At 61.1% G+C, this 13,658-nt stretch carries 13 protein-coding genes, 3 tRNA genes and 1 pseudogene; 13 read left to right on the top strand and 4 right to left on the bottom strand.

The genetic code is table 11. The annotated features are described in order from the left end of the window. Window positions 1-204 precede the first annotated feature (204 nt). The 3 genes and pseudogenes from GKC41_RS09075 to GKC41_RS02500 all read right to left on the bottom strand — a co-directional run. Window positions 205-543 (bottom strand): annotated as a pseudogene (locus GKC41_RS09075) (SAF domain-containing protein); the annotation flags it as partial. A 76-nt stretch (window positions 544-619) separates the two neighbouring features. Beyond that, window positions 620-832: an FmdB family zinc ribbon protein gene (locus tag GKC41_RS02505; protein ID WP_198187461.1), complete on the bottom strand. Its 213-nt coding sequence runs from the start codon at window positions 830-832 to the stop codon at window positions 620-622. Window positions 833-933: 101 nt separating this feature from the next. Further along, window positions 934-1,611 (bottom strand): 5-formyltetrahydrofolate cyclo-ligase, encoded by a 678-nt coding sequence (locus tag GKC41_RS02500; protein WP_195760120.1) that lies wholly within the window; start codon window positions 1,609-1,611, stop codon window positions 934-936. Between the two features lie 79 nt (window positions 1,612-1,690). Between GKC41_RS02500 and GKC41_RS02495 the strand changes: the two genes are divergently transcribed. From GKC41_RS02495 to rpmG, 13 genes are all read left to right on the top strand, one after another. After that, window positions 1,691-2,344 carry a GNAT family N-acetyltransferase gene (locus GKC41_RS02495; protein WP_154312794.1) on the top strand — a complete coding sequence of 218 codons (654 nt, stop codon included), beginning with the start codon at window positions 1,691-1,693 and terminating at the stop codon, window positions 2,342-2,344. 76 nt (window positions 2,345-2,420) lie between these two features. Continuing rightward, window positions 2,421-3,845 carry a hypothetical protein gene (locus tag GKC41_RS02490; protein ID WP_154312793.1) on the top strand — a complete coding sequence of 475 codons (1,425 nt, stop codon included), beginning with the start codon at window positions 2,421-2,423 and terminating at the stop codon, window positions 3,843-3,845. A gap of 178 nt (window positions 3,846-4,023) precedes the next feature. Next, a complete protein-coding gene (gene groES / locus GKC41_RS02485) occupies window positions 4,024-4,317 on the top strand; it encodes a co-chaperone GroES (protein WP_015022393.1) in 294 nt (97 codons plus the stop codon). Window positions 4,318-4,436: 119 nt separating this feature from the next. Next, window positions 4,437-5,537, top strand: coding sequence for a histidinol-phosphate transaminase (locus GKC41_RS02480; protein WP_154312791.1), 1,101 nt, complete (start codon window positions 4,437-4,439; stop codon window positions 5,535-5,537). Window positions 5,538-5,715: 178 nt separating this feature from the next. Further along, complete coding sequence (gene nrdI, locus GKC41_RS02475; RefSeq protein WP_045935729.1) at window positions 5,716-6,204, top strand: class Ib ribonucleoside-diphosphate reductase assembly flavoprotein NrdI; 489 nt, start codon at window positions 5,716-5,718, stop codon at window positions 6,202-6,204. Window positions 6,205-6,269: 65 nt separating this feature from the next. Next, window positions 6,270-7,265, top strand: a complete 996-nt coding sequence (gene nrdF, locus GKC41_RS02470; protein ID WP_045925134.1) for a class 1b ribonucleoside-diphosphate reductase subunit beta — start codon at window positions 6,270-6,272, stop codon at window positions 7,263-7,265. 175 nt (window positions 7,266-7,440) lie between these two features. After that, window positions 7,441-7,938, top strand: coding sequence for a class Ib ribonucleoside-diphosphate reductase assembly flavoprotein NrdI (gene nrdI, locus GKC41_RS02465; RefSeq protein ID WP_015022389.1), 498 nt, complete (start codon window positions 7,441-7,443; stop codon window positions 7,936-7,938). Between the two features lie 51 nt (window positions 7,939-7,989). Next, window positions 7,990-10,185 carry a class 1b ribonucleoside-diphosphate reductase subunit alpha gene (gene nrdE / locus GKC41_RS02460; protein WP_154312789.1) on the top strand — a complete coding sequence of 732 codons (2,196 nt, stop codon included), beginning with the start codon at window positions 7,990-7,992 and terminating at the stop codon, window positions 10,183-10,185. A 171-nt stretch (window positions 10,186-10,356) separates the two neighbouring features. Beyond that, window positions 10,357-11,352 (top strand): class 1b ribonucleoside-diphosphate reductase subunit beta, encoded by a 996-nt coding sequence (nrdF, locus tag GKC41_RS02455; protein WP_029678084.1) that lies wholly within the window; start codon window positions 10,357-10,359, stop codon window positions 11,350-11,352. Between the two features lie 117 nt (window positions 11,353-11,469). Next, a tRNA-Tyr gene (locus GKC41_RS02450) sits at window positions 11,470-11,551 on the top strand. A 1-nt stretch (window position 11,552) separates the two neighbouring features. After that, a tRNA-Thr gene (locus GKC41_RS02445) sits at window positions 11,553-11,624 on the top strand. Window positions 11,625-11,628: 4 nt separating this feature from the next. Further along, window positions 11,629-11,702: transfer RNA gene (locus GKC41_RS02440), tRNA-Met, on the top strand. Window positions 11,703-11,748: 46 nt separating this feature from the next. Continuing rightward, window positions 11,749-11,916 carry a 50S ribosomal protein L33 gene (rpmG, locus tag GKC41_RS02435; protein ID WP_015022386.1) on the top strand — a complete coding sequence of 56 codons (168 nt, stop codon included), beginning with the start codon at window positions 11,749-11,751 and terminating at the stop codon, window positions 11,914-11,916. A gap of 58 nt (window positions 11,917-11,974) precedes the next feature. On the opposite strand, the gene GKC41_RS02430 is transcribed toward rpmG, so the two are convergent. Next, window positions 11,975-13,306, bottom strand: coding sequence for an O-acetylhomoserine aminocarboxypropyltransferase/cysteine synthase family protein (locus GKC41_RS02430; protein WP_154312788.1), 1,332 nt, complete (start codon window positions 13,304-13,306; stop codon window positions 11,975-11,977). Window positions 13,307-13,658 lie beyond the last annotated feature (352 nt).

The raw sequence follows: 13,658 nt of genomic DNA, 5'->3' as shown, positions 1-13,658 counted from the left end.
GTTAGCGCCAGGCCGGTCTCGCGCTGAGGAGGGTGGCAGAGGATTCTGATGTGCGGAATGCGCGCCGGCACTGGCTGGGCAGTCTCCCGAGGCCAGCAAATTCACCTTGTCGCCAGCCTGCAGGTCTCCTGGATCGTCGGCCAGACGGACGGTCACCGGGGTGGTCCCGGGTGGCTGTGCCGGTCTGCTGCTGATCATGGCCGTGGTCAGCGGTTGCCCTGTGTGGAGGCTGATCATCAGCCGCCGCCCACGTACTTGCCCAAATGTAGAAATCAGGCCGGGCAGCCGTCCCCTGCCATGCAGGATACGCGTTTCAACCATGCCAGGCTCGATAGCTGATCCGCGCGCAATAGGCCGCGAGGCGACCAGTACAGACAGGCGGCCCTGGGCCTGGACCAGAATCTGCAAGGTGCAGAAGACCGCCAGCCCCAATGCCAGGGCGGCTCCCGCACGTCGCAGCTTAAAAAGCCGCCGTCGTCGGGTCAGGGAACCGGTGGTAGCTGAAGGCCTGTTCTTATTGGTGAAGACGGAAAAATCGACCATGCCCCCAGCCTGTCAGGATTTTGGCAGGCATATGGGTCTGCATGGCCGATGTGGTCGAATGTGCCCTCCGGTCTGCTTACTTGCTGCTTGTGGAGCTTGAAGATGAGGATGAGGCCCCGTCGGTCCGGTAGAAACCATGGCCCTTGAACTCGATGGGCACTGCGGAGAAGACCTTGCGGACCTGCTGCTGCCCGCACTTGGGGCAGATGGTGATGGGCTCGTCGTTGAAAGACTGCTCCTTGGTAAAGTCGTATCCGCAGTTCTTGCAACGATAGTGATAGGTGGGCACCGTTCTTTCCCTCCGCTGATGGTCGGTTCGCGCGACGATTGGTTCAACACCCAATATCCTAGTGGTGGCTTCGACCAGAAGAATCGGCACCGGGCCTCTCGTCAGTCTTGTTCATCACCATTATGGTCCGCTCCGGGCCTTCGTGACAGACCTGCGGCTGTGGGCGTGAAACCTTCGGGCGTCAGGACGGCATCCACAGGAAGATCGTGGTCCAGATGGGGCAGAGGGTCTTCCACGAATTCGCCAGGCCAGCAGATGCCCACCACTGGAGCCTGTTCGGCGCGCAGGTCCAGAGCTCGGTCATACCAGCCGCCGCCCCGACCCAGACGAATGCCGGCGTGGTCGATGGCCAGTGCGGGCACCAGAATCAGGTCGGCCTGATTCAAGGCCTGTGCTGGCAGGGCCGACATATCGGGCTCGTTCGGCCGCCAGCCGGGAATCCGCTTCATGCCATCCAGATCCTGCTTTGATTGCAGGCGTCCCCAACCTACTTGGATGCCCGTGCCAAGCATAGGGATAAGCACCTGGTAACCCCGGCCCAGCAGAAGGTCCAGGCTGGGGTCCATGGCTATCTCCCCTCGAATGGAGGAAAAGGCAGCCACGATCAGGCTCTGGCGGCCTCGGGAGCCTTTGAATCTGGCAAGCACCTGACTGGCCAGCAGATCGGCCAGCTTGCGGCCTGCTTCCAGGCATTGAGCCCGGTCGATGTGCCGCCGGACTTCAAGTAGCCGGTCACGCCGATTCTGCTTGTCCTTATTGATGCGTCCCTGTTCGTTCATGTCCTCAGTTCTACCAGCAGGGGCTTTCCCCAGTGGACGCATGCCTGCCTCGGTTGCCTTCCGGTGAGAATATGGGGTTATGTCGGTTCTGCATACCTTCCGCCAGGTCTGGCAGGGTTCCCGTGCCCGCTCGGCCCATGCACTGGATCTGCCTGATCGTCTGACTCCGCCCCCAGGCCATGGGGACTTCCTGCTCAGGCCCATTTGCGAGGGTGACCAGGCAGCCTGGAATGCGGTTCGTTGGAGGAACCGCGATTGGCTGGCGCCATGGGAATCAGGGGACCCCCGCCATGGACCTGGCATGACCTATGCCCAGTGGATGCAGGAGCTGGAGCGTGCCCGGCAGGAGGGCACTTCGGCGGTCTTCCTGATGGAGTTTCATCAGAGCATCGTAGGGCAGATCTCCCTGGGCGCCATCCGATACGGGTCCATGCGCACGGGGGTAGCGGGCTACTGGGTGGACCAGGATTGGATTGGTCACGGATTCGCGCCCCTGGCCTTGGCGATGTTGGCGAATTGGGCCTTCAGGGACAGGAAGGGGCCTCATCTACACCGTCTGGAGGTGGCGATTCTGCCTGAAAACCAGCGTTCCCTGCGTGTAGTCCAAAAGCTGGGCATGGAGCCGGAGGGACTGCGCCGCAGCTACATGTATGTAAACGGACAGTGGAGGGACCACCTGACCTTTGCCTGGATCAGCGACCGATTCGATCCCGATCTGCTGGATCGTCTATGAACCTCTGGGGCGGATATGGTCGACACGCTGGGTTTGACTTGCCGCTTGGGGCATACCGTCAACTAACGTAGTACCTATGGTTTATGAATCACTCAGCAGCATCGTGGTTTTGGTGATTGCGGTGATTCTGGTGCTGGGTTGGCTGCCGTTTCGCACTGTCAAGGGTATGAAGCGGGCCTCGGAGCATCGCCAGGACAGGCTTTCCACCTCCCTGCACATGGTCGGGCGGGAAGACGGCATGAGGTTCTGCGACAGGCAGTCGAGGACGGTGAAAGGGTTGGTCATGCAGCAAGGGCAGCAGGATGGCAACCGGCGCAGTCAGGCCCAGCGCATCAAGCAGATCAGACAGTTGCGCCGCGCGGCCATACGCCGTCGTCGCATCCTGGTCCTTGTCCTCTTGGTCGTCACCCTGCTGGTGGCTGGGCTCTCTTTCCCCTTGGGCTACAGCCCATGGTTCACTTTGATTCCTCTGGCCTTGGTGATAGTGGTGTTGGCGGCAGGCGTGCATGCTTCAGCCCAGGCTCGGGCCTGGGAGCGCAATTTGGCCCAGCGGCGTGCCCGGCAGCGTCGTCAGCAGGCGGCCAGTCTGACCAAGAGCAGGACCTCCGGCAGGCCTGGGCAGACCAAGAATGAGGGCCGCACGGACACTGCCACGGATGTGCTTGACCAGGGTGAGATTCGTCGAACGCTGGCCCAGGCCAAGGCTGATCAGCAGGCAGCCCTCAAGGCCAGGCGGCACAATTCGGCCCAGCCTGCGAAGTCGACGGTCAACAACAGCAAGGCCAAGGGTTCGGCCGGGTCCGTCCAGTCGACGAAGAAGACCGCTGCGCAGACCGGACATGCGTCGAATAGTCCGTCCGTCGCCAAGAAGGCCTCTGAACGGACCCCAGCCAAACAAACGGCTTCTGGGCCGACGGCTTCCAAACCGGCAACCACCAAATCTTCAAAGGCTCAAGAGACTGCCTCCAAGCCCACAGCGCCTAAATCGTCAGTGAACAAGTCTGCTGCCTCCAAGTCTGCGGCCCGGCCGACTGCGCCGGAGTCCGTACCTGCCCAATCCGCCGCTGCCCATTCAGACCAGCCCGGATCGGTCTCTGCGTCTGCTGGCAAAGAGCGCCCAGCTTCATCGTCCTTGGTGAAGGCCCAGGACGATGCCACCAATGAGCTCGAGCGCATCAGTCCTTCTCCGGCCTTGGACGCCTTCGGCATGGCGGCGGGCCAGGATCTGATCTCCTTCTCCCTGGGATCAGCCCGTGGCGAGGGATCAGGCAAGGATGGCAAGAGCAGCGAAGACGAAGGTCCCCAAAGCCTGGAGATCAAGTCCACCCGGCAGGTCTCTGTGGCCCGTCCCCCCGAAAAGAAGAAGGCCGATGGGCAGCCCGACGACTTTCACAAGCGGGAGATGCAGGCCCAGGTCGAAGCACCTGATCGCAGCGAGGACTCCCTGTCCATCGGTGTCGAGGCCATATTGGCCCGGCGTCGTCCGGCAGACAAGTCCTGAGGGGCCAATCTGCAAGTTATCTTTCACCACCAGCGTTAGCACTCAAGTTGGCAGAGTGCTAATTTCGCGCTACTATGGCTTGTAGCGCAAAGGAATGCGTGGTGAGTGTTCGTCAGCCTCTCATCGACGTTCCGGCGTGGGTTCATTGGCTGTTCTCACAAGATGTAGGAGGTCCACAGTGTCGATTTCACTCACACCGTTGGAAGACAAGATCGTCATCAAGCAGGCTGAGGCGGAGACCAAGACCGCTTCCGGGCTGGTCATTCCAGATACCGCCAAGGAGAAGCCCCAGCAGGGCGAGGTGCTGGCGGCAGGCCCCGGCCGTCGTGACGACAAGGGCGAGCGCATCCCCATGGATGTCAAGGTTGGCGACAAGGTTCTGTACTCCAAGTACGGCGGCACCGAGGTCAACTACGGCGGCGAGGACTACCTGATCGTGTCCGCGCGCGACGTTCTGGCCATCCTCAAGTAAAGAAGCGGTGATAGTGGCCCCTGGTCCTGCGGAAGGACCAGGGGCCATTTGCGTCTCGTCAGTACCGTCCAACGGAACAAACACGTCAGGGACATATAGCGGCCACTAGCATGGTGCTCATGTACTATCGTCATCGCGCCAGCATTGATTCCCTCCCCGGATACCGGCAGGGTAGCCCGGCACCAGCCGTTCCCGGGTTGACCAGCTACAAGATCTCCAGCAACGAGAACCCCTACCCGCCCCTGCCAGGCGTGGTTCAGACCGTTTCGGAGCAGGCCTTGGGTCATCTGAACCGTTATCCGGATATGAGTGGCGCCCTTCTGGTAGAGCGGCTGGCCCAGCTGCATGGGGTGGATCCCGCATGCATCCAGCTGGGATGCGGGTCCACGGAGGTCATCACCCAGCTGGTTGACCTGGTGGCCGGTCATGGCGACCAGGTGGTCTATCCCTGGCGTAGTTTCGAGGCCTATCCCATCATCGTCACCATGGCTGGTGCCACCGGGGTGCCGGTGCCCCTGGATAAGCAGGGACGGCATGACATCGAAGCTATGATCGCCGCAGTCAACGACCACACCAAACTGGTCATTGTCAACAATCCCAATAATCCGACTGCGACCAACGTCGACCACGACCAGGCCGAACGTCTGCTACAGGCTCTGCCCGCCGACCTGCCGGTACTCTTTGACGAGGCCTACATACAGTTCAACGATGACCCCGATCGAGCCGACGGATTGTCGCTCATGCGGGAACATCCCAATGTGATAGTGGCCCGCACCTTCTCCAAGGCCTACGGGCTGGCGGGTCTGCGGATCGGATACGCCGTGGCTGCCGAGCCGATCATTGCCGGCATGAACAAGGTGGCCCTGCCCTTCGGCGTCACCGATGTGGCCCAGACGGCGGCAATGGCCAGTCTGGACGCACAGGATCGACTGGCCGAACGGGTCCAGGCGCTCAAGCAGGAACGGGCCAGAATCCTGGCTGGTTTGCAGGATCAGGGGTGGAAGATTCCTCAGCCTAGGGCCAACTACTACTGGCTGCCTCTGGGCGAGGCCGCGTCGCAGGCTGATCAGCGTTTCCGCGATGCCGGCCTGTCGGTCAGAACCTTCCCCGGCGAGGGCATCCGCATCACTGTGGGGGAGCGGGAGGCCAACGACCGGGTCCTGGAGGTTTGCGCCGACCTGCGTCGACAGGGTTTGCCGCAGAATCCGATCCCTGACTAAAGGTCGTAAGGGCGCCAGCGTAAATGTAAATGATGGCCGTCTCCGTTCTTGTATGGAATCTCACAGCGGGGGCGGTTTTGCTCCTGTGAACTTGTGTCGCCCTGGATAAACCTATATATTGTGGTTGGCTGGCCAATTTTATCCAATATATAGTGTTTACCAAGGAGCAGCAGTCACTATGTCCTCAGCAGATGTGGATCGGCACGATCCTCCCGATGGCGCCTCCAGGCTGGTGTATTTCTCCAGCGTCTCCAACAACACCCACCGCTTTGTACAGCGGCTGGGCGTGGAGGGGCCCATCCGCATCCCCCTGTATGAGCGGCGCCAGCCCATGCCCGTTATGGATACGCCCTACCTTCTGCTGGTGCCCACCTATGGCGGCGGGTCAGCCAAGGGAGCCGTGCCCAAGCAGGTCATCCACTTCCTGAACAATCCGGTCAACCGCGGGCTGATTCGCGGGGTCATCACCTCGGGCAACCGAAACTTCGGCAGCGCCTATTGCGCAGCCGGCCCGTTGATAGCCCGCCGGTGCGGCGTCCCCGAGCTCTATCGCTTCGAGCTGCTGGGCACCTCGGAGGATGTTCAAGCGGTCAGGGCCATTCTGGCCGGTATGGGAGTGCAGCTCCAGCAGCAGTCGACTGATTCACGAAAGGCGGTTTTGTCATGAGCCAGCAGGAAAGCACGCAAGAAAGCACCAAGTCAGAGGCCGGCGTCTATGCCGACGACGAGATGATGCGCCAATCCATCACCCCGCCCCAGTACCGTGTCACCCCTGAGGCCAGGATTCGCCCGGTCAACTGGAACAAGATCACCGACGAGAAGGATCTGGAAGTTTGGAACCGCCTGGTCTCCAACTTCTGGCTGCCCGAGAAGGTGCCGCTGTCCAACGACATCCCATCCTGGAACACGCTGACCGATCACGAGCGCCAGACCACGGTCCGCGTCTTCACCGGACTGACCATGCTGGACACCACCCAGGCCACCATCGGCGAGCTGGTGCAGATCGATCATGCCCGCACCGAGCAGGAGCAGGCCATCTACACCAACATCGCCTTCATGCAGTCGGTCCATGCCCGCTCCTACTCCTCGGTCTTCTCCACCCTCTGCTCCAGCGAGGAGATTGACAAGGCCTACCGCTGGGCCGTGGCCAACGACGTCCTCCAGGAGCGCGTCCACACGGTCCTGCACGAGTATGTCAGCGAGGATCCCCTGAAGCGCAAGGTGGCCTCCACCATGCTCTCCTCCCTCATGCTTTATGCGGGCTTCTACCTGCCTCTCTACTTCTCCAGCCATGCCAAGCTGATGAACACGGCTGACATGATCCGTCTGATCCTGCGCGACAAGGCCATCCACGGCTATTACTCGGGCTACAAGTATCAGCGGGGTCTGGAGGAGAGGACCCAGGCCGACCAGGCCATGCTGGAGAAGTTCACCAATGATTTGCTGGACAAGCTCTATGATCTGGAGATGGTCTACTCCGGGCAGATCTATGAGGGCTTCCCCTTCGTCGAGGATGTCTTCGCCTTCGTTCGCTACAATGCCAACAAGGCGCTGATGAACCTGGGCTACCCGGCCCGGTTCGCAGCCGACCAGACCGATGTCAGTTCGGAGATCCTGGCGGCCCTGTCGCCATCGGCCAACGAGAACCATGATTTCTTCTCGGGTTCGGGCTCCTCCTACGTCATGGGGCACTCCGAGTCCACGGACGACGACGACTGGGACTTCTAGGCCAGTTGGAACCGGTGTGATATTGGGCACAGAAAACCCTATATATGCTCACCGTTTTCGATATCGATAGCACATATAGTAGTTCAGGCTCGCGCTGGGCGGGTTCTGATCGGTCCGTCCTCTGGGCGGACATCACCGTCAAGACAGGCTCTGGATGGCCTGATCAGGAGGAAGCATGGAGCAACAGCAGACCGCCGGAACTGATTCGGAGCTCAGCGCTCCCGAGTTCGCCGCCCAGGGTCAGCGCCTGGGGGCCGTGGTCTACTTCTCGTCGGCCTCGCGCAACACCGCCCGGTTCATCGCCAACTGCCATTTGGATGACGAGGGGATTGACGTCTTCCGCATCCCGCTGAGGCCCAAGGACCCGCCGCTCAACATTCGGCAGCCCTACATCCTGATCGTCCCCACCTATGGGGGAGGGTCAGCCAAGAAGGCGGTCATGCCGCAGATCAAGCGCTTCCTGAACGATCCGGCCAACCGGGCCGGTATCCGCGGGGTCATCGCCTCGGGCAACACCAACTTCGGGGAGGCCTTCTGCATGGCGGGGGATATCATCTCCCGCAAGTGCAATGTGCCCTTCCTCTACTATTTCGAGCTCATGGGCACCAAGGAGGACCAGGAGAAGGTCCGCCGCGGGGTCGTGGATTTCTTCCGCAACCACCCCGAGTCCTGAGCCGATTTCATTACTCGTATCATCATCGTCATATTCATGAAAGGACACCCGATGGGAGCAAACGAGGACACGTCCCTGGCCCTGGATAGGACCGCATCTGAGGATGAGGAGACCTTCGATCCGGCTCACGACTACCATGCCCTGAACGCCATGCTGAACCTGTACGACAAGGACGGCAGGATTCAGTTCGACAAGGACCACGAGGCAGAGCGCCAGTACATGGACCGGCACGTGGGGCCCAACACCATGACCTTCCCCTCCACGGCCGAGAGGATCGCCTACCTCTTGGACCACGAGTACTATGACCGGAAGGTCTTCGAACGTTACACCCCTGAGTTCCTGGATAGGATCTACAAGCATGCGGCCGAGAGCGGCTTCGAGTTCGAGACCTTCCTGGGCGCCTTCAAGTTCTACACCTCCTACGCGCTGAAAACCTTTGACGGCAAGCGTTACCTGGAGGACTTCCCCCAGCGCTGCGTGGCCGTGGCCCTGGAGCTGGCCGACGGGGACGAGCAGGCCGCCATGAAGTACACGGATGAGATCATCTCAGGCCGCTTCCAGCCCGCCACACCAACATTCCTGAACCTGGGCAAGGCCCAGCGCGGCGAGCCGGTCTCCTGCTTCCTGGTGCGCATCGAGGACAACATGGAGTCCATCTCCCGCGGCGTCAACGCCGCCCTGCAGCTGTCCAAGAGGGGCGGCGGTGTGGCCCTGCTGCTCAGCAACCTGCGCGAGATGGGCGCACCCATCAAGCACATCGAGAACCAGTCCAGCGGCGTGGTCCCGGTCATGAAGCTCCTGGAGGATTCCTTCTCCTACGCCAACCAGCTGGGTGCCCGCCAGGGTGCCGGCGCCGTCTACCTGTCGGCCCACCACCCCGATATCATGCGCTTCCTGGACACCAAGCGGGAGAATGCAGATGAAAAGATCCGCATCAAGTCCCTGGCCCTGGGCGTGGTCATCCCTGACATCACCTTCGAGCTGGCCAAGCGCAAGGAGCCCATGGCCCTCTTCTCGCCCTACGACGTGGAGCGGGTCTACGGCAAGCCCTTCGCCGACATCTCCATCACCGAGCACTACGAGGAGATGGTCAAGGACAAGCGGATTCACAAGAAGTACATTGACGCCCGCGACTTCTTCATGACCCTGGCCGAGATCCAGTTCGAGTCCGGCTACCCCTACATCCTCTTCGAGGACACGGTCAACAAGGCCAACCCCATCGACGGCCGGATCACCATGTCCAACCTCTGCTCGGAGATCCTGCAGGTCCAGGAGCCCAGCACCTACTCCGAGAACCTGAACTACGAGCATATCGGCCGCGACATCTCATGCAACCTGGGGTCACTGAACATCGCCAAGGCCATGGACGGCGGCCTGGCCGACACGGTCGAGACCTCGGTGCGGGCCCTGACCTCCGTCTCCGACCACACCAACATCGAGGCCGTCCCCTCAATTAAGCGGGGCAACGACGAGGGCCATGCAATCGGCCTGGGTCAGATGAACCTCCATGGTTTCCTGGCCCGCGAGGGCATCCACTACGGATCCGAGGAGGGGCTGGACTTCACGGACATGTACTTCATGACCGTGGCCTACCATGCCTACAGGGCCTCCCATGCCCTGGCCGTGGAGCGGGGTAAGGCCTTCGCCTCCTTCGCCAAGTCCGACTATGCCAAGCCGGCAGGGCAGGGGAACTACTTCGACAAGTACACCGAGGGCAGCCGTTCCCTGGAGCCCAGGACCCAGCGGATCAAGGACCTCTTCGACCAGTACCAGGTCCACATCCCCACGGTTGAGGACTGGAAGGAGCTCCAGGCTGCCATCCTCAAGGACGGCATCTACAACCAGAACCTCCAGGCCGTCCCCCCGACCGGGTCCATCTCCTACATCAACCACTCCACCAGCTCCATCCACCCGATCGCCTCCAAGATCGAGATCCGCAAGGAGGGCAAGATCGGGCGCGTCTACTACCCGGCCCCCTACATGACCAACGAGAACCTGGACTACTTCGAGGACGCCTACGAGATCGGCTGGAAGAAGATCGTGGACACCTACGCCGAGGCCACCCAGCATGTGGATCAGGGGCTCTCGCTGACCCTCTTCTTCCCCGACACGGCCACCACACGCGACCTGAACAAGGCTCAAATCTACGCCTGGCGCAAGGGGATCAAGACCCTCTACTACATCAGGATCCGCCAGCAGGCGCTGGAGGGCACCGAGGTCGAGGGCTGCGTCAGCTGCATGCTCTAAGGCACCTGTCCTCAGGCATGTGCAATCGATGGCCGGTGCCGTCTTTGAGGGCGGCGCCGGCCCTTTGGTATCCCGCATACACAGGTCGGGTCCGTCCATGCGGTAGACTGGCGGTCCTGTCATGATCCGCGTCGCACCGTCAAACACCCATCCAACAAGGAGCAATCAACCATGGTCCCACCCATTTCCATTCCCCGGCAGCCGCTGAAGCTGATTGACCGGGTCTCCGCCATCAACTGGAACCGTCTGGAGGACGAGAAGGACCTGGAGGTCTGGGACCGTCTGACCGGCAACTTCTGGCTGCCGGAGAAGGTCCCTGTCAGCAATGATCTGCCCTCCTGGCAGGCCATGAGCGAGGAGGAGCACACCCTGACCATGCGTGTCTTCACCGGTCTGACCCTTCTGGACACCATCCAGGGGACCGTGGGCGCCGTCAGCCTGATCCCGGACGCGCTGACCCCCCATGAGGAGGCGGTCTACACCAACATCGCCTTCATGGAGTCGGTCCATGCCAAGTCCTACTCCTCCATCTTCTCCACCCTGGCCTCCACGCCGCAGATCGACGCCGCCTTTGAGTGGAGCGAACACAACGAGTTCCTCCAGCGCAAGGCCCAGATCGTCCTGGACTACTACGAGGGCGACAACCCTCTAAAGCGCAAGGTGGCCTCCACCCTCTTGGAGTCCTTCCTCTTCTACTCGGGCTTCTACCTGCCCATGTACTTCTCCAGCCATGCCAAGCTGACCAACACGGCCGACCTGATCCGTCTGATCATCCGGGACGAGGCCGTCCACGGCTACTACATCGGCTACAAGTACCAGAAGGGGCTGGCCAAGGTCTCCGACTCCGAGCGTCAGGCCATGAGCGACTATACCTATGAGCTCCTGGGTGACCTGTACGACAACGAGGTGGAATACACCGAGAGCCTGTACTCCGGGGTGGGCTTGGTGGAGGACGTCACCAAGTTCCTGCGCTACAACGGCAACAAGGCCCTGATGAACCTGGGCTATCCGGCCCTCTTCCCCTCGGACACCACCGATGTGAATCCGGCCATCATCGCTTCGCTGAGCCCCAACGCCGACGAGAACCACGACTTCTTCTCCGGCTCGGGCTCCTCCTACGTCATGGGGAAGGCCGTGGAGACGGACGACGACGACTGGGATTTCTGACCTGTCTGGTCCCGCTCTGGCACGGAAGACACGACGTTGGAGCGGGACTTGCGGAAAACGGAAAAACATGTCATTATAGGCAAGTTGCCGTACGGAGCTCCGGTTCTAGTGCGGCATGGCGGATTTCCCAAGCGGTCAAAGGGAGCTGACTGTAAATCAGCCGCGTAATGCTTCAGAGGTTCGAATCCTCTATCCGCCACGCCTCGGTAGCTCAGTGGCAGAGCACTTCCTTGGTAAGGAAGAGGTCGTGAGTCCGATTCTCACCCGAGGCTCTCTGGCGGGGTAGCTCAGCTGGCTAGAGCGTACGACTCATAATCGTAAGGTCAAGAGTTCGAGTCTCTTCCTCGCTACTGTGGCCGACATACGTCGGTCGTGCAACGACTATAGAGGTGAACCATGGCAAAAGCCGCAGATATCCGTCCTGGCATTACGCTGGCGTGCACCGTGTGCAAGGAGCGTAATTACATTACGACCAAGAACCGTCGTAACACTCCTGACCGTCTGGAGCTCAAGAAGTTCTGCCCCCGTTGCGGCAAGCATACCCTGCACCGGGAGACCCGCTGAGTTCTTCCCGTCTTTTGGCTTCATCGGAACCCGACCAGATGGTCGGGTTCTTTTTTATTCAAAGATTGCTCTGGTAGGCGGCTGCAAAGGCCTGATCCAGGTCGGCGATCAGGTCACCCGGGTTCTCCAGGCCCACGGAGATTCGAATCAGATCGTCGCCCACACCGGCGCTGAGGCGGTAGGGGCCTGGAACCTCCCTGTGGGTGATCCTGGCCGGGTCCACAATCAGGGTGCGGCAGTCGCCGATGTTGGGCATGTAGCTCATGAGACGTACCGAGTCCACGATGCGCTTGACCTGCCCGTAGCCTCCCTGGACCTTGAAGGAGAGGATCGTGCCGACGCCCTTGGGCAGCAGGGTCGAGGCCAGGCGGTCCTGCTGGCCGCCATCGCCCTGGTGTCGGCCCTCGGGAATGCCTGAATAGTTGACCTCTTCCACCTGGGGGATGGTCAGCAGATGGCGGGCCAGGGCTTCTGCCGTCTTCACCTCGGTGGCGACCCGCTGGGCCAGAGTCTCAAGTCCGGTCAGCTGCAGGTAGGCGGTGAAGGGGCTCATGACCGCCCCGAAGGTGTGCAGGTACTTGGTATGGACCCTGTGCAGGAAGGCCATCCTGCCGAAGGCATCCAGAAAGCTGACCATGGACTCGTGCCGCTCGTCGCTGATAATCAGTTCGGGCTGGCTCATCTGCGGGAAGCGGCCGTTGCCCCAGTCGAACCGTCCCGCATCCACGATGGCCCCGCCCAGGGCATTGCCATGGCCGCTGATCCCCTTGGTGGTCGAATGCACGACGATGTCGGCGCCGAAGTCGATCGGGTTAAGCAGGTATGGCGTGGGCACCGTATTGTCGATGATCAGGGCCAGTCCATGCCGGTGGGCCAGTTCGGCCAGGCCAGGGATGTCGGCTATGGCTGTGGACGGATTGGCCACGGACTCGGCGAAGATGGCCCTGGTGTCGTTCTGGATCAGGGATTCCACCGCGTCAAGATCGTTGATGTCGTCCACAAAATCCGTCTCGATGCCGAAGTTGGGGAAGAAGGTCTTCATGGCGTCCACCGAGGTTCCGTAAAGATTGACAGGGGAGATCAGCCTCCCGCCACCTTCGGCTGCGCACATGAGGGCTGACGATACGGCGGCCATCCCTGAGGCCATGGCTACGGCCCCCTTACCTCCCTCAAGGCTGGTCAGGCGGTCCTCCAGGACCTTGACCGTGGGGTTGGCCAGGCGTGAGTAAGAGAATCCTTGAATTTCACCGGCGGCCAGGGCATCACCCCGGTCGGCAGTGACCATGTCAAAGGCGGCCGACTGGTAGATGGGGACGCTGGCCGCGCCTCCGCCCAGGCCTTGACAGTCATAGCCGTCATGGACGGCTCTTGTTGCGAATCCTTTGCTCATGACGGCCCGCTCCTCTGAATGTGGCCTAGATGCTCGCGTGCTTCACGGATCATCAAACCCGTTTTCAGATGCCGAGACAACGGTGCCTCTATAGGCGTTCCTTATAAAAGGTTATTCATCCTCCGCCGTCCTTGTCGGTATGCATCTCGGCTGACGGGGGTTCAATCAAGAGAACACACCCATGGGTGGCTGTATTTTGCTTTTGTCTGCTGTTTGCAGGCTAAGGACACATGGTGTGCCTGCCGTAATTCACCGAATCGAGCCAGTGGGTCGAGAAAGCGGATAAAGACAGCAGACCGAGGGCCGGCAGAGAGGAGGGGCTTCGGACCAGCCCTGTCACCTGCGATGATAC

It is taken from the genome of Bifidobacterium asteroides (assembly GCF_009683175.1).
GTDB classification, from domain to species: Bacteria; Actinomycetota; Actinomycetes; order Actinomycetales; family Bifidobacteriaceae; genus Bombiscardovia; species Bombiscardovia asteroides_H.
Note: the sequence above shows the minus strand (reverse complement) of the source record. Positions and strands in the feature narration are given on the sequence as shown.